Origin of the sequence: [Bacteroides] pectinophilus, from assembly GCA_025146925.1 — a bacterium.
Lineage (GTDB): Bacteria > Bacillota > Clostridia > Lachnospirales > Lachnospiraceae > Bacteroides_F > Bacteroides_F pectinophilus.
Map to the genome: position 1 here is coordinate 2,240,976 of CP102260.1, position 21,917 is coordinate 2,262,892.

Genomic DNA, 21,917 nt, shown 5'->3' on the forward strand with positions numbered 1-21,917 from the left:
GCAAATTATTTTTGTATTTTATCATTATAAAAACAATTATCATTGTTATACGTGCTTATATTCTGATTTCCGGTGTTATATATTTTACATATTTTCACTTGAAACAGCGAATTGTGTCAAAGTTGTCTCGGTTTTTATTGCAAAAAATATGCCATCAAAAGCAAAAACTAAAAAAATAAAGAAGAGCAGCCGGAATATTTTCCGATTGCCCTTCTCTGATTTAATATTATTAAATATCCTGTGTTGTTATAAGCCGTACCGCCGACCTTTTAACCTCAATTACCATCTTTGTGTGCTTTCCGCCATACTCTCCGTCAAGCACCCATTCGACTTCCTGTGGTGATTCTATCTCCACTCTGCTGCATTTGCAGCTCAGCACCTGTGTCTTATCCTGCATTGACTGTGTCATAAATCCATTAAGCAGCTGCTGCAGATCTATAGGATTCTTAGGCTTTCTTATGAAAGTAAGCTCAAACAGCCCATCGTTAAGCCCCACGCCCGTTCCTATAAGATTCTTCATGCCTCCGACCGATGTTGTGTTACTTATCATCCCATAGATAAATTCATCACGTATAATATTGCCATTCACATGAATCGTAAGCGGTATCGGACGTATGTCAGTAACTCTCTTCATAGCCTCTATCAGATAGGCCTGATGTCCCAGGACATTCTTCATATCCTGCGGAGTTGCATAAGACACATCCGTAAATGCTCCAAACGCAGCAACATAATTGAATGTCCTGCCATTAAAATCACCTACATCACACGGGTGCGGAGTACCTTTGACAATACATCTCGCGGCATCCTTCATGCTCTTAGGTATCCCAAGAGTATTAGCAAAATCATTCGTGCTTCCGCTTGGGATATATCCAATAGGAGGTCTGTCCTGAGGCTCCATTGTAAGCAGTGCATCAACAGTCTCATTAAGAGTGCCGTCACCGCCGCTGCACGCAATAACATCATACGCCGCGCCATTGCTGACAACATACTTATATCCGTCTCTCGGCGCCTTTGTCGGGTATACCGTAAGGTCATATCCTCCGCGTGACAGTATCTTAATTATATCAAGCAGAACATATTTTATTCTTGCTTTACCCGAATTAGGGTTAAATACAAAAAGCATCTTCGGCATATCTGTTAATTCCTTTCATATTCCAATCAGCGGTCCCATTTATCACAGAGTGCATTAATCTGGTCTGTGAACTTAGCAAGGTCTTTGTTAGAACCGCCCTGATTATGGGTAATAACAGTAAGAAGACGTTTGCCGGCAGAAACAAGCCTGTCGTATATGCTCTGGCTTCTCGCACCTGCAACAGTTCTTCTTGTCTTCTTCTCTTTGTTGCCCTCTTTAAGACATTCGCCAGTAGCAGCATCATACACCGCACCATTATATGGAGCTATCGCATCAAAACCATACTCATCCCTCAAGCACTGTGTGAATGAATCACATACCGAATCCTCACCGTGGACAACATATACTCTCTCAGGCTTCTTCTCAAAGGCATTAATCCACCGTATAAGCCCTTCCTTGTCAGCATGGCTGCTTGCTCCCCCAAGCTGTGCAATCTCAGCTCTCACCTCGATAGGCTCTCCAAAGAGCTTCAGCTCCTTAGCACCTTCAATCAGTGCCCTTCCCATCGTGCCTACTGCCTGATAACCGACAAACAGGATTGTACATTCCGGCCGCCACAGATTATGCTTGAGATGATGCCTTATACGGCCCGCTTCGCACATTCCCGATGCTGATATTATTACCTTAGGCGTCCTGTCGAAGTTAATCTGTCTTGATTCATCACTTGTGATTGCAAGCTTAAGTCCTTTGAACATGATAGGATTGATGCCTTTGTTGATGAGTTCCATTGCATCATCATCAAAATATCCCTCATAATTCTTATTAAATATGCTTGTTGCTTCAATAGCAAGCGGACTGTCGACATATACATCAAATTCCGGAAGATAATTGTCCTTTTCATTATCCTCCTTAATCTTCCTGATAAAATACAGAAGCTCCTGTGTACGCCCTACCGCAAATGACGGAATTACGACATTGCCTCCTCTTGCAAATGTTCTTTTGAATATCTGCTTAAGTTCCCCGACATAGTCCGGCGTTCCGCCATGGCTTCTGTCTCCGTAAGTCGATTCCATTACAACAATGTCTGCATCTTTGATATATGCCGGGTCTTTAATAAGCGGCTTATTAACATTGCCGATGTCCCCGGAGAATACAAACTTTTTACTTACTCCGTTCTCCTCAACCCACACTTCAATGCTCGCCGAACCAAGCAGATGACCGGCATCTGTAAATCTTATATTAATTCCGTCACAGATCTCAATTATGCAGCCATAATCATATCCTTCAAACTGCCTCATTACATTCTGTGCATCCTCCATGTCATACAGAGGAACAAACTTCTTAAGAGTTGCCGAACGTTCAGCCTTACGGTTACGCCACTCAGCCTCAAACATCTGGATATGCGCACTGTCGCGGAGCATTATGTCACAGAGCTGCTTCGTTGCATTGGTTGTAAATATGCGTCCGCGGAACCCCTTTGCATACAAAAGCGGTATAAGTCCCGAGTGATCGATATGCGCATGTGTAAGCAAAAGATAATCAACATCCGCAGCCGGAATCGGCAGCTCCTGATTCTCATACACATCATTCCCCTGCTCCATACCACAGTCTACAAGGATATTTTTACCGCACGCCTGCAGGTAATGGCAGCTGCCCGTTACTTCATGATCAGCGCCTAAAAATGTTAATCTCATATCATCCGCCTCCCTCGCTTAAATTTACATACATTATAACAAATTATTTCAAAAATTAGTACAATATACGAAAAAATTTACATAAATATTATATAAACATACAATAAAACCACTCAAAGGAACATAAGCCCATGAATGACCAGAAAATAGAGAATCTTCTTAATGCAAGTCTTTCTGTGACATCCGACGAACGTGCCAAATCCGTCAATCTCGAAACCGGATATAATCCCTCAACAAGAATATGGGAAATAATAGTCATGTACAGCTCCACCAAAGAAGCATTCGCCGGAGTTCTTGCCGGGTATGACAATCTGTCCGTCATATGGCTTCTGGGAAGATTTGCAATTATTAATACCATTCAGGAAAATATTGAATTGCTTGCGGGAGAACCTCTTGTAGAATTTATAGAAAAACCAAAACGGCTGTATTTTGAAGATGCAGCCGGTAATACCGCATCATGCATATCCGCAATTCAGGCCGATAACAGCATCAATCTGCGGGGAAAAGGCGTAATAACAGGAATTATAGATACAGGCATTGACTACGCCGCTCCTGCATTCCGCAATTCCGACGGAAGCACCCGAATTCTGTCCATATGGGACCAGACAGCTGTATCTTCTGTTGGAAGAGTTCCCGATTACGGATTTGGCACGGAATATTCTGAAGATGACATAAATAATTCCCTTAATCTGTCCGGGACTGCAGGTTCTTCCGATGGTACCTTCAGCGTAACCGATGTATCAGGGCACGGCACGGCTGTTGCAAGAATTGCCGCAGGCAATGATGGTGTTGCGCCGGAAAGCAGCATCATATTCGTTAAGATGGGACTTGCGAGAGAAGATTCTTTTCCGCGGACTACACAGCTTATGTGTGCAATTGACTATATAATACGCAAAGCAGTCAGTTATCTTATGCCTGTTGCAATAAACATAAGTTTTGGCAGCAACTACGGAGACCACACAGGTACATCCCTGATAGAAACATATATCAATTCTGTATCATATGCCTGGAAAAACAGTATCTGTATAGGAACCGGCAACGAAGCCGATGCTGCAACACACACCTCGGGCATTCTTAAGACACGTCCGGAAAATGTAGACCTTGCAATATCCGCCTATGAACGTAACCTTAACATGCAGATATGGAAACAATACTGGGACCGTATCAGTATTTCAATACTGTCACCGGCAGGCAGACTATTCGACCTTCCTGATGTAACTGACAGCGTTATACGAATACATACCGACAACACAACACTGCTTATATACAATGGGCTTCCGTCTCCATTCGCAATTATGCAGGAGATATATTTTGATTTTATTCCCGACTCCGAATATATAGGCTCAGGAATATGGCGTTTTATCCTCACTCCACAGAAGATAATATCAGGTGAATATAATATCTGGCTCCCCGCATCCGCTGCGCTTAATAATGCGACAGGCTTTCTTGCGCCTAACAGCGAGAAAACATTTACAATACCGTCAACCGCATCCCGTGCCATATCAGTAGGTGCATATAACAGTTCCAATAACTCATACGCTGCATTCTCCGGCCGCGGTTATTCACTTACCGGGGCAGGATTTGCGCTGGCAAAGCCCGACATATGTGCCCCCGGAGTCTCAATCAATGCAGGCGGGCGCACATTCACAGGTACATCTTTCGCAACGCCTTTTGTAACCGGCAGCGCCGCAATTATGATGGAATGGGGAATAGTCAGAGGTAATGACCCATTCCTATACGGAGAAAAGCTTAAAGCATACCTGATAAACGGTGCAAAACCTCTCCCCGGCTACAAAGAAGTCCCCAATGCATCAACAGGCTGGGGCGCATTATGCACACGCTCCAGCCTGCCTTTATAAAACATATTAAAATTATCAGCAATTGCCATACTGTTATTTGGATGTTTTTGTATCAATCTGCTCAATGTACTTCCAGGTTACGCCGCCATCATCAGATACATATCTTGCCGCAAGCGTCGGATTATTGTATGTGCTTCCGGCCGCCTGTGTAACAAGCAGCGACAGCTTGCCCGAAGAATCCTGTACCGGCGTATTAGCCTGTACAAATACTCTGTTCCACTGATACGTGCCGCCCACATTGTCGCTGAGCTGCTGTTCCTCAAGCATTACTGCCGAGAATGTTCCGCCGCCATCAAATGTTGCATACAGTGTCGTTGCCATATCAGAATCATACTTGTAAGTGATGAATCCCGTTGATGTACTAATGAACTTTGCACCCACTATTGCTTTTGCAATAGGTGTCGTGCCGACAAGCCTCCAGTTCTCACCGCCATCTGTCGTCTTATATATCTGTGAGCCCTGCATATTCTGGCTCTTTGAATAACCTGCAACAATCACACCGTCATTATCTGACAGCATATTAATATACGCAAAGCTGACATCTGTAAGTTCTGCCACCTGTGAACTTGTCCAGTGCTCTCCCTTATCCTTTGTAAATATAACCGTAAGCGGAACTGATTTTCCTCCTATTGCCACACCACCATACAGGAACGCTGCATTCTGCGAATCAATCACATATATCCCCTCATCAACCGCCTTTTTGGAAGCCTCGCTGCTGTCATCCTTATTAGAATAACTGTGAAGAAGATATGCCGACTCAGCAGGAACCGTTGTCCACTTTTCTCCGCCGTCGAATGTTACCTGCACCTTATCGTCAACAAGCTGATACCTGTAAAGATTAGAGCTGTCCTTTGTACTCTGCTGCAATGCCGCCTGGTCCGTAACATATGTCTTAATTCCATATTCTTCAGGCATCTGTACTGATGCCGCAGATATTCTTGCAGTTCCGTCATACATATCTTCTATATTCAGGCGCACGACCCACTCACATATCATCCTGCCGTTAGAGACATAGCCTTTCCACGAGTCAAAGTAGTCGCTTTCCTTATTGTAAGCCTCCGCCGTGAATCCAATAATTACAGTATTATCATTACTGTTAATTACATTAATATCATTAACAGAAGCATTTTTTACAGCCTTGACACTTGGAACAAACCTGCCCTGCATCTGGTTAAGATATGCCGTCATCCATATACGTGACACATCAAGCAGCGACAGCGAATCTATCCAGTCATCACTTTCTTTTGCCGCAACAGCACCCGGCTGCACATCGCTGCCGCCGGCATCATCTATAACATTAAGATCCTTATCTATTCTTATTCCAAATGTATATTGTGACTTTATCTGCGTATCATTCTGATGAATCCTTCCATATTCATAATATGTAATCAATGCAACAACAGCTATAAAGCCGGCTGCCGCCAGTATTCTGATTCCATATCTGCTAATGAATCCTTTCATAAGCTTCATCTCTCCATTCAAAACGTGTAATCAAATAATACTTAGTTAAAGTCTTCTCTCCTTGCAAATACAAGTTCTCTTACGATAGCCTGATATCCCTTGTAATTCCATATTATGTACAAAGAAGCTGACGCCAGTACTGCCGCCGTAACAAGCACAGGAACACTTGTAACACCATTCCACGACTCAGCAATCCTGCGGTATGCATACGGACAGGCATACGCAATTATTATGGCAACCGATATGACAACTCCGTCATACAGAGCCTTCTTATTATGAATCCTCTTAAGATACATATACACAGTAAGCCCAAAGACCTCACCAACAGGTCTGAAAAGTGCCGTAATCACTGACAGCATAAATGCCTGTCCGGCTCCCACTCCCGCAAGCACAAGTGCAATTCCTCCAAATACCGCATCCATAACCATTCTGTAGACAATTCTTCCAAAATAGTATCTGGCTGCATTAACACCTGCCGTATTAAGCAGAAATGAATCATCCGGAGTCATTGTAAATATCGTCGTGTTGGTTATCGTTCCGCATACCGTTGACAGGATAAAGAATATATACACTATTGTCAATCCCTGCTGGCGCGCTATAAGCGGACATGACATTGCAAGTATCTTCCACGGAAGCCATGCCACCGCAAACACAAACGCAGTCTTTTTGGCAAGCTCCCATACAAGAAGCGCAAGCTGGACGAACACTTCAAGTACCGTCTTAAGTACATTGTCCTTGTGCGCATAAGGTTCATCCTTCATATGCTGCTTTATAAAATCAATTCTCAGCAGCATGTGTATCAGCATATTGCTGCCTTCCTGAAGCTTTATCACCCTGTCCGGAAACAAATCTCTAATTAATCTCATCATCATCTTCTCCTCCGGCAAGCAAGTCAATAACAGCCTGTCTTATCTCAGGTATCTCAAAACTCTCATCAGTTACTGCATTGAGTTCACCATTATTAAGGACAATAACATCTCCTGACAATGACCTTGCAACATCCACATTACCGCTTGTCACAATTATGATATGCTTATCTTTAAGTTCATCGATAATAGGCATCATATCATTAAAGAATTCCTCACTGCAATAATCAAATGGTGCATCGAGTGCTATTACATACGGCTTCTTTATCAGCACAACCGCCATCTGCAGGCGTTTTCTCGTCTCCTTGTCACACGCACCGATCAGATGGTCATACACTTCCTGCGGTACTCCCGCCTCTTCACATGCCACATCCGCCTCTTCACTGCTGCACATATATCCGAGATATTCCCTCACCGTAAGATACGGCGGCAGTGTCGAATCTTCATGCACCATAATTGCACTTCCGTCACCGGATATGTATATCTCTCCGCCATCAGGCCTGCACAATCCGGCAATACACTCACACAGAAGCGTCTTGCCTGAGCCATGCGCTCCTATTACCGGATATACGCCGCCCTTGTCAAATGTGTAATTCGCATCAACAATCATCTCGATTTTATTGAATACTTTTTTCAAATTAGTTATCTGTAACACAGCAATCCCTCGTACATCTGTTATTTATAATATTTACATTCATCTTTGTAATATTTGTATCATTTTATTATAGTATAATACAAACAGCTTTGTAAACATGAAATCTTGTTCATTATATTGATAATCACTCATAATGTGTGATATAATTAACAATATTTGTGGAAATGAGGTTATTTATGAGATTTAAGGATTTTGCCCGAAAGCACTGGCGGATTTGGTATGTATCATATATTTTTATATATCTGCCATGGTTCTTTGCCATGGAGCATCTTGTAACAGATGCAACTCCCAACCTTCATATTATGCACTCTTTTGTTGATGATATGATTCCATTCTGTGAATATTTTATTATTCCTTATGGCATATGGTTTGTGTACATAGCTGTATCATGCTTCTTCATGTACTTCAAAGGAACCGATGAAGAATACCGGCGCTTTGCATGGTCGCTTATAATCGGAATGTCCACATGCATGATTATATGTCTCATATATCCGAACGGAGTTGACATGCGTCCCGCTTCGCTTGAACACAACAATATATGTGCAAGGATAATCAAGCTGCTGTGGGCGACAGATACGTCAACGAATGTATTTCCAAGCATCCATGTATATAATTCACTCGCAACACATATAGGTCTTGTACGTTCCAAAGCGCTCGAGAACAACAAGGGACTTAAAGCTCTCTCCCTTGTTACATGCATACTCATATGTATGTCAACTCTCTTTCTTAAGCAGCATTCATTTATCGATGTACTTGGGGCATGCGTACTTATGACGATAATATATTACTTTATTTATGTACCTGCAGAAGAACGCCGGCTTTCGTTCAGGCGCGCTTAAGCGGTCTGAGACGCTAATATCAATTGAATACCTGCAAAAAGGCTGACAGCCCGACCGGTGATTGCATCAATCCCGTTTCAGGCTGTCAGCCTTTTTATATACGCTTTTATGTACTTAAAGCTCCGGCATTACTATCTTGCAAGCCATCCTCCATCAACAGCTATTGTAAATCCGTTAACATAATCAGAAGCAGCTGAAGCAAGCCATACTACAGTTCCCTGCATATCCTCCGGAGTTCCCCAGCGTCCGGCAGGAATTCTGCCAAGAATCTCTTCGCTTCTATCCTCATCATTGCGAAGCTGTGCTGTATTGTTAGTAGCCATGTATCCCGGTGCAATTCCGTTAACATTAATATTGTACTTAGCCCATTCATTAGCAAGTGCTCTTGTAAGTCCAAGTATCGCACTCTTACTTGCCGTATATGCAGGAACGCGGATACCTCCCTGATATGAAAGCATTGATGCAACATTTATAATCTTGCCGCCCTGACCCTGCTTAACATACTGCTTTGCAAATGCCTGTGAAAGGAAGAACACAACCTTCTGGTTAACACTCACAACCTGATCCCAGCTCTCCTCATCATACTCTATGGCATCTATTCTCTTGATAAGCCCTGCATTGTTAACAAGGATATCAACCCTGCCATATGCAGCGAGTGCCTCATCAAGGATTCTCTGTACAGGCTCTGTTGTAGAAAGGTCTGCTATAACCTCTGTAAATTCACCGCCAAATTCTTCTATCTTCTTCTTAGTATCTTCACATGAACGTCTTGCAACGCCAACTACCTTAGCCCCTGCCTGTCCGAGTGCTACAGCCATTCCCTGTCCAAGTCCTGTGTTGGCACCTGTTACAACGGCAACTTTTCCTTTGAGATTAAACATATCAAGTATCATCATTATTCTCCTCCCTTTTGATTGTCTAATGATATCTATGTGATTCAATGCTGTTTACGCAGCATTAATTGAATCCTATTATTCTGTTCATGATTCTGTATCCTCTTGAAGATACTGCACGTCCGACCTTGCCCGGAAGGTTGACTGTCCACCCGAGAATGCTGTAACGCAGCTTTCTGTACAGTTTCTCATCCTTCCTTCTGGCATACTGCCACAGCTCTTCCTTCTTGGCAAGAAGCTTATCATCCTTAGATATGATAAGCATTATCGAAGACACTTCCATCATTATTCTTAAATACTTTATCATATAATTAAGGCATTTGTCATTGTCTGTTATGTCAAATGAGAAATAATCCAGCATAATCTTAGTGACCCTTATCTGCTGGTCTATACGCTTTATCATTATCTGCTCATTAACGGACTGATCCTCTCTCCCGATAAAATATCTGTAAAAATTCGTATCAAGATAATACATATTCTTAACGCTCGGAAGCGGCTCAAACACAAATATGTTATCCACATAAAATGTATGCTTCGGGAGCTGTAATCCACAATCTTTAAGAAGCTGTGTCCTGTATATTACCGAATGCATAAGTATATACTGGTCAAGCTTAAAATGTCCTATCTCATCCCATGTGAACATTCTGTCCTTAGGAAATACATTCTCGTATCTTATAACCTTCTTATGCTTTGCACCAACCTTGTCATAAACATAATTGCATACAAGCATATCAAGCTCATCATCCCCCTCAGATGCCTTCCTGTCAAGCTCCTTAAGCGTTGCAAGCACTCTCTTATAGCTCTTTGCATCAACCCAGTCATCGCTGTCAACAACCTTGAAGAACTTGCCGGTTGAATTCTTAAGGCCGGTATTAACAGCCTCACCATGACCGCCGTTCTCCTGATGTACGGCCTTGATGATGCCGGGATACTTTGCAGCGTAATCATCTGCAATCTGTGCTGTATTATCCTTCACAGAACCATCATCAACAATTATAATCTCGACATCATCACCTCCCGCAAGAAGTGATTTGATGCATTTGTCCATGTAAGCTGCTGAATTGTAGCATGGTATCGCCACTGATAAAATCTTCATTCCAATTACCGTTCCCTTCCGCTATTATAACTTTATTAAAATAGTTATAAGATTGGCAGCCATATGCATCGCAACCGGTGCCAATATTGTATTACGCCTGTCATACAATACCGCAAATACAATTCCCATAATAAATCCATACACAAGCTGTAGTACGCTTGCATGCCCCACCGCAAAAAACAGTGCTGATACTATTATCGCAGTGTGTCCCCTGAATACACACTTCATCCTTCTGTACATCAGCGCCCTGAATAAAAGTTCTTCAACCACCGGTGCAAATATTACAGATGAGACTATTGTAACAGCAATATTCTGTCTGTACACAGTCTGTATTCCTTCAAATCCGGGATCTGCCGATGCAAGCATTCCTGCTGCCCACGTTGCAGCCGCACCTATTATTGCGCCTGCTGCAAACGGAATTATCAAATCCCTGACCGCATCTTTTTTCCATTCAAATACAAACTTAAGCATGCATTCCCTGTGCAGCATAAAAATCAGCACCGGAATCATTATTATCTGTCCGGCAAGCCCTGCCGTAACAGAGCTGCTGTCTGTTCTTCCTGTAACATACGGCACTATCGCCGTAACAAATTCCATAACAATCAGATATATAATATACGGGAATAATGCTTCCCATACCCAGACCGTATTTTTCCTTTTATTATCACACATGTCTTTTATTATACTTCCTGTCACATTAACAGTCAACCGCGCATAATTACCGTTATTCTCGTTCCTATATCTTTGCGGCTCAGCACATCAAAATATCCGCCGTGCCTGTCAATAATCCATTTGGCGATTGACAGCCCCAGCCCGCTTCCCTGGGCTTTGCTGTATCTTGCATTATCAGCCCTGTAAAACCTTTCAAACACATGCTTTACATCCTCGCTGCTCATTCCGATTCCGTTATCCTGAACATAAAGCATCGGTCTGCCGTCATCATTATATCCGCATCCCAGTGTAATCCCGTCACCCTTGTCAGTATACTTTGCAGCATTATCAACAAGTATTCTTACAGCCTGTTTAAGCATAGCCTCATCAGCATCAGCCTCAATATTCCCGCTGCTTTTGAATTCATATGTATGATTCCCGTCTATCATAAGAGATTCCTCATACACTTCCTTCATAACCTCATTAATGCTGATATGCTCTATATTGACCGGCTGCCTTCCGCTATCTCCTCTCGCAAGGAACAGAAGCTGCTCAACAAGTTCGTTCATATGTGACGATTCCTTACGTATCGCCGTTATTGACTCCTCAAGAATCTTAGGGTCATCCTTTCCCCATCTGTCAAGCATGTCAGCATAGCCCTTTATTACTGCTATAGGTGTTCTCAGTTCATGTGATGCATCCGATACAAAACGTACCTGCTGCCTGTATGAATCCCTCAGCCTGTCAATCATTGAATTGATGGCAGCCTCAAGTCCCTTTAACTCGCTGTCATTTGTCACAAGCTTCCCCTGCGGTCCGTCAGGCGTTATGCGCGATATGGCATTCTCCAGATCATGTATTCTCGTCTCATCAAATGGCATAGTACTTATCTTGAATGCATCTTCTGATATCTCATTAAGCGGCTTCAGCCTTTTTCTTATAGGACGTATTCCCGTAACAGCATATACAGCAAGTCCGATAAGCTGCCATATATTGAGTACAGTCCACATCCATATGAACATTCTCGCAACAAACGTAATATCCGTTGTTTTTGTCAGACTCCCCGAATACAGTTCATACTCAGCCGTTCTGTCGCGCAGGTTAACGCGCAGCAGATATCCGTCTGCAGGCATGTTATATGCTGCCCCCGCATCCCTGTTAAGCCTCGCTTCGTATACTAATGTATACTGCTGCTTATCATATGATACATTACGTGTCACAGCAGGCACTCCCACAGGTGCATACACATACATTGCTTCAGGCAGCCCACGTCCCCATGCAGTCCTGTTCATATATATGACTGACAGCACAACAAGCGTAACCGCAAATATAATGTTAAACCCTGCAATTCTTCCCACAAGCTTCACAATCCACATAATATGCAGATTGCGCGCTGTCGAACCGAGTTTTTTTGATTTTCTGTCACCCTTCATAGCCAAGCCCCATTCTTATGACATCTTCAGTCAGTGTGACCTTATAACATAACCCACACCTCTTACAGTCTGTATCAGCTTAATTCCAAACGCATCATCAATCTTGCTTCTCAGATATCTGACATATACGTCTACGATGTTAGTCTCTCCTACATAATCATAACCGCACACCTTATCAAGGAGTGTCTCTCTCGACAGGACTATATCCATATTCTCAAGAAGTGTCTGCAGCATTGCAAATTCTCTCTGCGTCAGTTCAACATTATTGCAGTCAACAGTTACAATATGCTGTTTCTTATCAAGCTTCACGCGTCCGTCACCATTAGCAAGAACCGCAGCTTCTTTTACATCATCAGCACTCCTGCCGTCAGTTCCCGCACCGTCAGCCATGCTGCTCTTCTTAAGTGCACGCCTGATTCTCGCAAGCAATTCCTCTATTGCAAATGGTTTTGTAATATAATCATCTGCCCCGGCATCAAGTCCCGATACCTTGTCCATGACCGCATCCCTTGCTGTAAGCATTATAACAGGCAAATTGGAGGTTCTGCGCAATCTGCGCAGGACCTCCAATCCATTAAGTTCAGGCAGCATGACATCAAGCAGTACAAGATCACATTCTCCGGACTGTGCTGTCTCAAGACCGCTTCTTCCGTTATCTGCCTTGCATGTCGTATATCCCTCATGCATCAGCTCCAATTCCAGAAATCTTGCAATCTGTTCCTCATCCTCAACGATCAGAATTGTTGCCGCCATTGAATATATCCTCCCTTATATCGTCAGCCTTATCCGCTGCTTTGTCCATAAAGTCATTCACGCTGTCAACAGTGCTGTCCTTGATATCCTTGCCCTGAATCGAATATCTGAAACCCATGAAAAGACCTATAAGCATAACAATGACAACCGGCCAGAAGCCTACTACAAGCAGAATGACAAATACCGTTATCGGGAGTCTTATCATCTGTGATCCTGTCTTTTCGGCACATAAATAGTTCTCATTGCCCTTGCGCAGCGTATCGGCGCACCATCTGAAGAAAGCATTTATATAGTCGGAAAATGTCTTCTTATCAGCTGATGACTGCGTATTCTGGTAATCTCTGTACTGCTGCGCATACTGTGTCATCGGCGGGTTAGGTGCCTGTGTAGAGTAATGCGTTTCCTCCGGAGCCTTAACCTTACCAAGCTTTTCAAGATAAACAACTGCATCAAGCATATCCCACCCGCAGGCATCCAGCGCCGCTTTTGCATCCTCATAGGTTACTCCGGTCTTTTCCCTGAGTTTTTCAACTTTGTCCATTCTTTCCATGTCATCCATATTAATCTCCATTCCGCAGGTGTCAGAGTTCCGGAAGTTTCTCTCAATCTTCCAGCCTGACATTATGTCCGCCTGCATATTTTTAATCATTTCTGCATCCATGTCTTATTGGTTCTTCTGAATGTATCTATATAATAAATTCATAAGATTAAGATAAAAATGTGAAAAAGATTAAAAACAGATTAAAAATTAATACATAAATTAATTACATTCTCTCAGGAGTCCTGATTCCAAGGAGGTCAAGGCAGCATTCAAGGACATTACGTGTAAGTCCGAGAAGTGCAATGTAGCCCTGCTTCTTCTTTTCGTCAGTCTCTGCAAGAATCATCGTATCATGATAGAATCCGCCAAATGCATCCGCTACCTCATAGATGAACTGGCAGAGCTTATGCGGTGCATTGTCCTTATATGCGCTTTCAAACACCTCATTAAACTTAACAAGTGAAAGCATAAGCTTTTTCTCACTTGCATTCTTAGCCGTATCAATGCTGCACTCCTCAGGTCTGCCGCCATTCTCGGCATATTTGTTGAAGATTGACTTGATTCTTACAACTGTGTAGAGGATATATGGACCTGTATTACCCTCAAATGAAGTAAATCTGTCAATATCAAATACATAATCCTTAGATGCCTGATTAGACAGATCGCCATACTTAAGCGCTGCAAGTCCTACAATCTTAGCTGTGTTCTTTGCTTCTTCTTCACTCATCGAACGGTTTTCAGAAGACTTCTCATATACAGCCTTGTCAATATCTTCAATAAGATACTGAAGACGCATAACGCCGCCGGATCTTGTCTTGAAAGGCTTGCCATCCTTGCCGTTCATTGTACCGAAGCCAAGGAACGTCATATCTGCATCCTGCGGTACTATTCCTGCCTTCTTTGCAGTTCTGAATACCTGTGTAAAATGAAGCTCCTGTCTCTTATCAGCAAGATAAATGTATGCATCAGGGCTGTAAAGCTTCTCTCTCTCAACAAGTGTTGCAAGGTCTGAGGTCGCATAAAGTGCCGCACCGTCTGACTTACGGACGATACATGGAGGAAGCTCCTTCGTATCAGTCTCCTCCTGAATATCTACAACAATTGCTCCCTGGCTCTCATGTGCAATGCCATCATCAATCATCTTCTGAATCATATCCGGAATATATGGCTGCGCATCACTCTCTCCTTTCCAGAGGTCAAATGTAACATCAAGATTATCGTAATTCTTCTTAAGGTCTGCCTTGGAAACAGCCATTATGTGATTCCATATTGCAGTACATGCAGGGTCACCATTCTGCAGCTTTGCCGTTGCAAGATGTGCTCTCTCCATGAATGCAGGGTCTTCCTTGGATTTGGCACTAGCTGCAGGATATATCTCCTCAAGTTCTGATATTGTAAATGGTGCCTCCTTCGGATATTCGCCCTTGTAATTCTCATCAAAATATACAAGCTCCGGCTTTCTGTCGCGAAGCTCTTCTATAATAAGACCCATCTGAAGTCCCCAGTCTCCAAGGTGGACATCGCCGATTACCTTATTACCTGCAAAGCGCTGTATTCTCTTAATACTCTCACCGATTACCGCTGAACGCAGATGCCCTACATGAAGAGGCTTGGCTGCATTGGCTCCGCCGTAATCAACAATAACCGTCTTCTCTTTACCTGCATTGGAATAGCCGTATTTGTCATCCTTTGCCATATCAGCAAGATAATTCTTAAGAAATTCCCCACCAAGTGACAGATTGATAAAGCCCGGCTTAACACTCTCAACCTTCTCAAATACTTCACTGCCTGCAAGCTTTGCAGCTACATCATCCGCTATCATAAACGGAGCCTTCTTATATGCCTTGGCTGCTGCCATCGCTCCGTTACACTGGTACTCGCACAGATCCGGACGGTTAGATACGGTTACTTTCGCATACTGCTCGTCATAGCCGCATTCCGCAAATGCTTTCTTAAGCTCGTCCGTTAAAAGTTCAACTACTGTTTTCATTAATTCGACCTCATTTCACTGAATTTATCATGTTAGTTCGCATTATAAGCAACATATATAAGTACTGTTAATATTCTACCTCAAGCAGATACAGGCCATAGCTCTCCGCCGGCTTGCTTATCTCTACTCCCTTTACTCCGTCAAGAAGCTTCCTGACATCCTCCGGCCTGCGCTCTCCGCTGCCGATATCAAGAAGTATTCCTATCATAAGCCTTGCCATATTATGCAGGAAATCATCTGCCTTTATTGTAATCTCAAGAGTATCTCCGTCATCATATATATCTACACTCTCGACATTCCTTACTGTAGACTTGTTCTTTTTGACTGTTGAGAACACCTTGTAATCATGCTCCCCAAGGAAATACTGCGCCGCTTTATTCATTGCATCAACATCTGGCTTGTGGAATGTATGATACATGTATCTTCGTTCAAATACGTTGGCTATATTCTTAGTGTCAACTCTGTATACATAAGTTCTTGACTTTGCGTTAAGCTGGCTGTGAAACCGCTCCTGAGTCTCTTCCAGCTCAAGAACCGCTATATCCTGAGGCAGATATCTGTTAAGGTAATTCTGAATCTCCCTCGCCCTGTATTCACGGTCAAGCTTAAAGTTAGCCACCTGCCCGTATGCATGCACTCCCGTCTCTGTTCTTGAGCCGCAGAATATCTCCACATCACTACCGGTCATCTTTTTAAGTACTTCTGTTATCTTGGCAGATACCGTATTGGAATTATCATCTCTTCCCATTCTCTGCCAGCCTGCATATCTTCCGCCGTCATATTCAAGCGTCATCCTGTAATTATACATATCTCTCCATTCCCGTGTCAGCAAATCTGACTTATCAATGATGTCTGAAGCAATTATATTTTGCTTATTGTTTATCATAAAGAATCAAATGCTATTATACACTACCTATTTCTGCTTTGGCAAGGCTATCATCATATCCTCAAGCATCTTACGCCCTTCCTCCGGGTCTGCCTCCAGCAGATATCTTGCAGCCTGTAGCTGCCCGTAGAAATCATGGCGCAGCTTTGCCATCGCTTCTATTCGCTCAAGTGTCCGGTGGTAGCTCTCCTCCTCAAGGCTTCTCGCCGTCTCCAGACGGGTAAGGCGGGATTTTAGTTCGAGCTCGGCATTCTTCATATATGCAAGCACAACAGCAGCCGTAATAAAAATCAGCATGCCGGCGGTTATGAGTGCTATCACCACAGTGTATCCGGAAGATTTGTATGCAAACACTGAACTCATCTGCAACAGTGCTGACAACGCCAGCGTATATGCTGCAAATGCCATTGTAAGTAATGCTATATTCCACTCAAGCCCTATCTTCTTTTTCTGCATTCTCCTGAATAGCCCTGATATAATTTCCATCTGGACATACAATATAGGAATCGTACACAGATATCCTATTGTTGTACCTATCTCATTATTAGCTGCATTACCATCCGGCATATACATCCATATCATACTGTTCAATATATTAGCTGACACATACATTGCATGCACAAACAGGCATTTAAAATATTTATCCAGATAAAATATTTTAAATGTTAAAAGGGCTATCAGATTATTTATTATAGCCAGCAGGAAATCCCAGCCTCCATATACCGGCATAAAGAACTTAATTGTTCCGCAAATTATAACTATCATCCACAGGGCTAATATTGTGCCTGCCGAAGCCTTTGGTGTAAGCGTTTTGATTTCATAACCGAAAAACATCAAGCCTCCAATTGTATACAATATATAATTAATGGCAAATATCACATTCTCATTCATACGCTTTCACCTGCTTCGGTACAAGCATCTGCATTGTTGCCTGAAACCCACCGTCCGTCCGGAATTTCAGTCGATATCCATCATGACAATATCGTAATAAATACCTGTATTTATCCTTTCCATAAATGCATCCATATCACTGTAGTATTCTGCCTCATCAACTACGCTCAGCTTATTGATAACACTGCGTACCTGCCGCAGAGCGTTTTCCTCATCATCGCACACTGCAATCCTCATACTTTTATCCCCATATTAATGCTGCTCTTTACTGCTTTTTGTATATAGCGTCTTATATTTGTGTATTTTTATACATTTATATTCTATATTATCATATTTTCCTATAATACACCATAGTAATAAAAAAGGATACTCCACCGGCCTTACAGGTCTTAATGAAGTATCCTCTTAATAAAATAAACCAGATATTAAATTCTTAAATTAACCGTGTCAAAAACTGTCAGAATCAATCCTTATCGCCAACGCTGTAGTTAGGAGCTTCCTTTGTGATATGAATATCATGTGGATGGCTCTCTCTTAATGCTGCTGATGTAATCTTGACGAATCTGCCGTTCTCCTGAAGTGTTGGGATATCAGGAGCGCCGCAGTAACCCATACCTGAACGTAAACCGCCCATAAGCTGGAATATTGTATCTTCAACAAGTCCCTTGTATGCAACACGTCCTTCAACGCCTTCAGGAACAAGCTTCTTGGCATCTGTCTGGAAGTAACGGTCCTTGCTTCCATTCTCCATGGCTGCGATAGAACCCATGCCTCTGTATACCTTATACTTTCTTCCCTGGAAGAGCTCGAATGTTCCCGGGCTCTCGTCACATCCTGCAAATATGCTTCCGAGCATACATACAGAACCGCCTGCTGCGATAGCCTTAACGACATCACCTGAATACTTGATACCACCATCTGCGATAAGTGGGATTCCGTATTCCTTAGTAACATTGTAAACATCCATAACTGCTGTAATCTGTGGTACACCGATACCTGCAACAACTCGTGTTGTACAGATAGAACCAGGTCCGATACCAACCTTGACTGCATCTACGCCGGCCTCAATAAGAGCCTTGGCAGCCTCACCTGTAGCGATATTACCTGCAATTACCTGAAGATCAGGATAAGCAGCCTTAATCTCCTTAAGGGTCTTAATAATATTCTTTGAATGTCCGTGTGCCGAATCAATTACAATAACATCTACTCTTGCCTTAACAAGTGCATCAACACGCTCAAGTACATTCTTAGTAATTCCTACTGCCGCACCGCAGAGAAGTCTTCCCTGTGCATCCTTAGCTGAAAGAGGATACTTAATCTGCTTCTCAATATCCTTAATTGTGATAAGTCCCTTAAGATTGAAATTCTCATCAACAATAGGAAGCTTTTCCTTTCTTGCCTTAGCAAGAATCTTCTTAGCCTCATCAAGTGTAATTCCAACAGGAGCAGTAACAAGATTCTCTGAAGTCATGCACTCCTTGATTGGTCTTGAGAAATCCTCTTCAAACTTAAGGTCTCTGTTAGTAATGATACCAACAAGCTTGCCGTTCTCTGTAATAGGAACACCTGAAATTCTGAACTTAGCCATAAGATTATTGGCATCTTCAAGTGTATTATCAGGACTCAAATAAAATGGATCAGTGATAACCCCGTTCTCTGAACGCTTAACCTTATCAACTTCCTCTGCCTGCTGCTCGATTGACATATTCTTGTGGATGATACCTATACCACCCTGTCTTGCCATCGCAATTGCCATTCTGTGCTCAGTTACGGTATCCATGCCGGCACTCATCAAAGGAATATTCAACTTGATCTTCTTAGTTAAATGCGTGGACAAATCCACCATGTTTGGTGTGACTTCTGAGTATTGAGGCACTAACAGTACATCATCAAATGTAATGCCTTCACCAATAATCTTACCCATTTTACTTTTTTCCTCTCTTTCTCTGTATTCTTTTATGCAAACACCATAATGCCAAAAATATCCGAGTACGTCGGATATTCATGGTGTGGCGTCATTGCCGCTTTAATGTATTTGTACAAGTGTAGCAGATTCATTTTGTAAAGTCAATACTAATTATCTGTCATATACCTTACCCTGTGCAACTGCCTTAATTGCCGCAAGCATTCTCTCATCCGGCTGTATGATAATCCTCACCATCTCGTTATTGGACGGAAGGTATAATACATAGCAACCATCATCTCCCTTATTGGAAGAATAATCGGAGGTCTTAAGCTTCTGATGCTTTCTGTATTCAACCTTCTCTGAGCCTGTCGGAGCCATTATGTCCATTCTCGCAACATTATATGTTCCGCAATGCTTTCTTGAAGACTTAGCCATTATTCTGTCAATTGAAAGTTCCCCGTCAACCAGCTCATACTCATATTCCGCATCATAATAACGCCACAGGAGTATAAGAAAAAGCCCGAAGCACGCTGTCAGGATAACTCCGAATCCAACAAGATATCTTATAAGGAATACCGAGACGAGTGTAAGTATTCCAAGTCCAATCTTGTAAAATAACGCCATCTTCGGCGGATTAACCTTTATAATCTGTTCAACACTGATGTCTTCCATAAATTCTCCAATCCAGTTCGTATTGCATGTAGCAAAAGTCTTATGTCAGTAATATTATAAGCCAGACTTTCTATGTAATCAACTTTAATTTTCCACGCAGCATTTACATATTTTTGCATGTAATGCACATTATAATAAAAACAGGTCAGAAATGAATCGGAGGTTACTATGACTGGCAGGAAAAAGGAGCTTATAAAATATGAAATTCACGGCCGCATCGTCGAATGTGAACCTGACGAAACTCTCAAATACGAAGTTGCTGATGAACTTGGTCTTCTTGATAAAGTAATTGATTCGGGCTGGAAGCAGTTAAGTGCGCGTGAAGCCGGAAGAATTGGCGGAATTATCGGCAGAATACGTAAGAATGAAGATAATAACAAGTCCAATGCAAAGCATTTATAACCGGCTTCTGTTACACGTTTCATCCTGATGCATGCGCATTAAAAAAGCCTTCCATAATCATATGAGGTTCAAAACCAGATTATGGAAGACTTTTTATTATACATTATCGCTATTGTATATATTACAGTGCTTTGATTCTGTCGATAGCCTTAACTGTATTCTCATATGAACCAAATGCTGTCAGACGGAAGTAGCCCTCGCCGCTTGGACCGAAGCCTGAACCAGGAGTACCAACAACATTAGCTTTCTCAAGAAGATAATCAAAGAACTCCCATGAAGTCATGTTGTCAGGTGTCTTAAGCCAGATATATGGTGCATTAACACCACCTGATACAGTGTAGCCTGCTGATGCAAGTCCCTCACGGATAACCTTTGCATTATTCATATAGTAAGCGATCTGCTCTGCTGTCTGCTTTCTGCCTGCCTCTGAATATACAGCCTCGCCTGCACGCTGTACAATATAAGGAGCGCCATTGAACTTGGTTCCATGTCTTCTTGCCCAGAGGCTGTGAAGCATAACACCATTGCTCTTAAGGTCCTTAGGAATAACTGTAAATCCAAGACGAAGTCCTGTAAAGCCTGCATTCTTAGAGAAGCTTCTAAGCTCGATTGCACATGTTCTTGCGCCCTCGCACTCATAGATCGTATGAGGCACATCAGGCTCTGAGACATATGCTTCATAAGCTGCATCGTAGATGATGACTGCGCCAACCTTGTTAGCATAATCAACCCATCTCTGAAGTTCTGCCTTATTGATTGTAGAACCTGTAGGATTATTAGGGAAGCAGAGGTAGATAATATCAGGAGTTTCCTTAGGAAGCTCAGGTGCAAAGTTAGTTGCCGCTGTACATGGCATGTAGATAACATTGCTCCATCTCTGCTCATCAGCGATATAATCACCTGTTCTGCCTGCCATTGCATTAGTATCAACATATACAGGATATACAGGGTCACATACTGCAATCTTATTGTCAACTGAGAAAATGTCTCCGATGTTACCCGAATCACTCTTAGCTCCGTCACTGACAAAAATCTCATCTGCGCTGATATCTGCACCACGCTTCTTATAATCGTTCTCAGCTATAGTTGAACGAAGGAACTCATATCCCAGATCCGGTGCATAACCTCTGAATGTCTCAGCCTTGCCCATCTCATCAACTGACTTGTGAAGTGCTTCGATAATTGCCGGTGCAAGCGGCTGCGTAACATCACCAATACCAAGTCTTATAATATTCTTATCAGGATTAGCCTCCTGAAATGCTGCAACCTTCTTGCCGATTGTTGAGAAGAGGTAACTTCCCGGCAGCTTAAGGTAATTGTCATTAATCTTAAACATTAATACTGACCTCCGTTTATT

General features: G+C 42.6%; 21 protein-coding genes. 3 read left to right on the top strand and 18 right to left on the bottom strand.

The genetic code is table 11. The features are described 5' to 3' along the window. Window positions 1–229: 229 nt before the first annotated feature. On the bottom strand, window positions 230–1,132 hold the full coding sequence (locus tag NQ488_10535) for a diacylglycerol kinase family lipid kinase (protein ID UWN95008.1): 903 nt from the start codon (window positions 1,130–1,132) through the stop codon (window positions 230–232). A 26-nt stretch (window positions 1,133–1,158) separates the two neighbouring features. Next, complete coding sequence (locus NQ488_10540) at window positions 1,159–2,766, bottom strand: MBL fold metallo-hydrolase (protein ID UWN95009.1); 1,608 nt, start codon at window positions 2,764–2,766, stop codon at window positions 1,159–1,161. A 131-nt stretch (window positions 2,767–2,897) separates the two neighbouring features. Here NQ488_10540 and NQ488_10545 point away from each other — a divergent pair, with 131 nt between their 5' ends. Then, entirely contained in the window at window positions 2,898–4,625 is a 1,728-nt protein-coding gene (locus NQ488_10545; GenBank protein UWN95010.1) for a S8 family serine peptidase, read from the top strand. Window positions 4,626–4,658: 33 nt separating this feature from the next. On the opposite strand, the gene NQ488_10550 is transcribed toward NQ488_10545, so the two are convergent. The 3 genes from NQ488_10550 to NQ488_10560 are packed head-to-tail and all read right to left on the bottom strand — an operon-like array spanning window position 4,659 to window position 7,607. Then, on the bottom strand, window positions 4,659–6,086 hold the full coding sequence (locus NQ488_10550) for a glycoside hydrolase (protein ID UWN95011.1): 1,428 nt from the start codon (window positions 6,084–6,086) through the stop codon (window positions 4,659–4,661). Between the two features lie 41 nt (window positions 6,087–6,127). Next, window positions 6,128–6,958 carry a hypothetical protein gene (locus NQ488_10555; GenBank protein UWN95012.1) on the bottom strand — a complete coding sequence of 277 codons (831 nt, stop codon included), beginning with the start codon at window positions 6,956–6,958 and terminating at the stop codon, window positions 6,128–6,130. Next, complete coding sequence (locus NQ488_10560; GenBank protein UWN95013.1) at window positions 6,939–7,607, bottom strand: ATP-binding cassette domain-containing protein; 669 nt, start codon at window positions 7,605–7,607, stop codon at window positions 6,939–6,941. The genes NQ488_10555 and NQ488_10560 overlap by 20 nt, the downstream gene beginning before the upstream one ends. Before the next feature lie 176 nt (window positions 7,608–7,783). Between NQ488_10560 and NQ488_10565 the strand changes: the two genes are divergently transcribed. Next, complete coding sequence (locus NQ488_10565; protein ID UWN95014.1) at window positions 7,784–8,446, top strand: phosphatase PAP2 family protein; 663 nt, start codon at window positions 7,784–7,786, stop codon at window positions 8,444–8,446. 131 nt (window positions 8,447–8,577) lie between these two features. On the opposite strand, the gene kduD is transcribed toward NQ488_10565, so the two are convergent. The 12 genes from kduD to NQ488_10625 form a co-directional block, all read right to left on the bottom strand. Next, entirely contained in the window at window positions 8,578–9,339 is a 762-nt protein-coding gene (gene kduD / locus NQ488_10570) for a 2-dehydro-3-deoxy-D-gluconate 5-dehydrogenase KduD (GenBank protein ID UWN97147.1), read from the bottom strand. A gap of 64 nt (window positions 9,340–9,403) precedes the next feature. Next, window positions 9,404–10,435, bottom strand: a complete 1,032-nt coding sequence (locus NQ488_10575) for a glycosyltransferase (GenBank protein UWN95015.1) — start codon at window positions 10,433–10,435, stop codon at window positions 9,404–9,406. A 24-nt stretch (window positions 10,436–10,459) separates the two neighbouring features. Next, window positions 10,460–11,107, bottom strand: coding sequence for a CPBP family intramembrane metalloprotease (locus NQ488_10580; GenBank protein UWN95016.1), 648 nt, complete (start codon window positions 11,105–11,107; stop codon window positions 10,460–10,462). Window positions 11,108–11,139: 32 nt separating this feature from the next. Further along, window positions 11,140–12,519 carry a HAMP domain-containing histidine kinase gene (locus tag NQ488_10585; protein UWN95017.1) on the bottom strand — a complete coding sequence of 460 codons (1,380 nt, stop codon included), beginning with the start codon at window positions 12,517–12,519 and terminating at the stop codon, window positions 11,140–11,142. A 30-nt stretch (window positions 12,520–12,549) separates the two neighbouring features. Beyond that, entirely contained in the window at window positions 12,550–13,272 is a 723-nt protein-coding gene (locus NQ488_10590) for a response regulator transcription factor (protein UWN95018.1), read from the bottom strand. Continuing rightward, window positions 13,247–13,921: a UBA/TS-N domain protein gene (locus NQ488_10595; GenBank protein ID UWN95019.1), complete on the bottom strand. Its 675-nt coding sequence runs from the start codon at window positions 13,919–13,921 to the stop codon at window positions 13,247–13,249. The genes NQ488_10590 and NQ488_10595 overlap by 26 nt, the downstream gene beginning before the upstream one ends. 115 nt (window positions 13,922–14,036) lie before the next feature. Then, entirely contained in the window at window positions 14,037–15,803 is a 1,767-nt protein-coding gene (argS, locus tag NQ488_10600; GenBank protein ID UWN95020.1) for an arginine--tRNA ligase, read from the bottom strand. A 67-nt stretch (window positions 15,804–15,870) separates the two neighbouring features. Further along, the gene (gene truA / locus NQ488_10605; GenBank protein UWN95021.1) at window positions 15,871–16,611 is read right to left on the bottom strand and encodes a tRNA pseudouridine(38-40) synthase TruA; all 741 of its coding nucleotides are present in this window, start codon (window positions 16,609–16,611) and stop codon (window positions 15,871–15,873) included. 105 nt (window positions 16,612–16,716) lie between these two features. Next, window positions 16,717–17,580, bottom strand: a complete 864-nt coding sequence (locus tag NQ488_10610; protein ID UWN95022.1) for a hypothetical protein — start codon at window positions 17,578–17,580, stop codon at window positions 16,717–16,719. Between the two features lie 66 nt (window positions 17,581–17,646). Continuing rightward, complete coding sequence (locus NQ488_10615) at window positions 17,647–17,817, bottom strand: hypothetical protein (GenBank protein UWN95023.1); 171 nt, start codon at window positions 17,815–17,817, stop codon at window positions 17,647–17,649. A 226-nt stretch (window positions 17,818–18,043) separates the two neighbouring features. Further along, entirely contained in the window at window positions 18,044–19,504 is a 1,461-nt protein-coding gene (gene guaB / locus NQ488_10620; GenBank protein UWN95024.1) for an IMP dehydrogenase, read from the bottom strand. 153 nt (window positions 19,505–19,657) lie between these two features. After that, window positions 19,658–20,158 (bottom strand): DUF6106 family protein, encoded by a 501-nt coding sequence (locus tag NQ488_10625; protein ID UWN95025.1) that lies wholly within the window; start codon window positions 20,156–20,158, stop codon window positions 19,658–19,660. 168 nt (window positions 20,159–20,326) lie between these two features. Here NQ488_10625 and NQ488_10630 point away from each other — a divergent pair, with 168 nt between their 5' ends. Continuing rightward, window positions 20,327–20,560, top strand: coding sequence for a small, acid-soluble spore protein, alpha/beta type (locus NQ488_10630; GenBank protein ID UWN95026.1), 234 nt, complete (start codon window positions 20,327–20,329; stop codon window positions 20,558–20,560). Window positions 20,561–20,681: 121 nt separating this feature from the next. On the opposite strand, the gene NQ488_10635 is transcribed toward NQ488_10630, so the two are convergent. Then, window positions 20,682–21,896 (bottom strand): LL-diaminopimelate aminotransferase, encoded by a 1,215-nt coding sequence (locus tag NQ488_10635; protein UWN95027.1) that lies wholly within the window; start codon window positions 21,894–21,896, stop codon window positions 20,682–20,684. Window positions 21,897–21,917 lie beyond the last annotated feature (21 nt).

Coding starts and splice junctions, on each gene's coding strand:
- NQ488_10535 (UWN95008.1), bottom strand. CDS start 1,132: ATGCCGAAGATGCTTTTTGTATTTAACCCTAATTCGGGTAAAGCAAGA.
- NQ488_10540 (UWN95009.1), bottom strand. CDS start 2,766: ATGAGATTAACATTTTTAGGCGCTGATCATGAAGTAACGGGCAGCTGC.
- NQ488_10545 (UWN95010.1), top strand. CDS start 2,898: ATGAATGACCAGAAAATAGAGAATCTTCTTAATGCAAGTCTTTCTGTG.
- NQ488_10550 (UWN95011.1), bottom strand. CDS start 6,086: ATGAAAGGATTCATTAGCAGATATGGAATCAGAATACTGGCGGCAGCC.
- NQ488_10555 (UWN95012.1), bottom strand. CDS start 6,958: ATGATGATGAGATTAATTAGAGATTTGTTTCCGGACAGGGTGATAAAG.
- NQ488_10565 (UWN95014.1), top strand. CDS start 7,784: ATGAGATTTAAGGATTTTGCCCGAAAGCACTGGCGGATTTGGTATGTA.
- kduD (UWN97147.1), bottom strand. CDS start 9,339: ATGATACTTGATATGTTTAATCTCAAAGGAAAAGTTGCCGTTGTAACA.
- NQ488_10575 (UWN95015.1), bottom strand. CDS start 10,435: ATGAAGATTTTATCAGTGGCGATACCATGCTACAATTCAGCAGCTTAC.
- NQ488_10580 (UWN95016.1), bottom strand. CDS start 11,107: ATGTGTGATAATAAAAGGAAAAATACGGTCTGGGTATGGGAAGCATTA.
- NQ488_10585 (UWN95017.1), bottom strand. CDS start 12,519: ATGAAGGGTGACAGAAAATCAAAAAAACTCGGTTCGACAGCGCGCAAT.
- NQ488_10590 (UWN95018.1), bottom strand. CDS start 13,272: ATGGCGGCAACAATTCTGATCGTTGAGGATGAGGAACAGATTGCAAGA.
- NQ488_10595 (UWN95019.1), bottom strand. CDS start 13,921: ATGATTAAAAATATGCAGGCGGACATAATGTCAGGCTGGAAGATTGAG.
- argS (UWN95020.1), bottom strand. CDS start 15,803: ATGAAAACAGTAGTTGAACTTTTAACGGACGAGCTTAAGAAAGCATTT.
- truA (UWN95021.1), bottom strand. CDS start 16,611: ATGTATAATTACAGGATGACGCTTGAATATGACGGCGGAAGATATGCA.
- NQ488_10610 (UWN95022.1), bottom strand. CDS start 17,580: ATGAATGAGAATGTGATATTTGCCATTAATTATATATTGTATACAATT.
- NQ488_10615 (UWN95023.1), bottom strand. CDS start 17,817: ATGAGGATTGCAGTGTGCGATGATGAGGAAAACGCTCTGCGGCAGGTA.
- guaB (UWN95024.1), bottom strand. CDS start 19,504: ATGGGTAAGATTATTGGTGAAGGCATTACATTTGATGATGTACTGTTA.
- NQ488_10625 (UWN95025.1), bottom strand. CDS start 20,158: ATGGAAGACATCAGTGTTGAACAGATTATAAAGGTTAATCCGCCGAAG.
- NQ488_10630 (UWN95026.1), top strand. CDS start 20,327: ATGACTGGCAGGAAAAAGGAGCTTATAAAATATGAAATTCACGGCCGC.
- NQ488_10635 (UWN95027.1), bottom strand. CDS start 21,896: ATGTTTAAGATTAATGACAATTACCTTAAGCTGCCGGGAAGTTACCTC.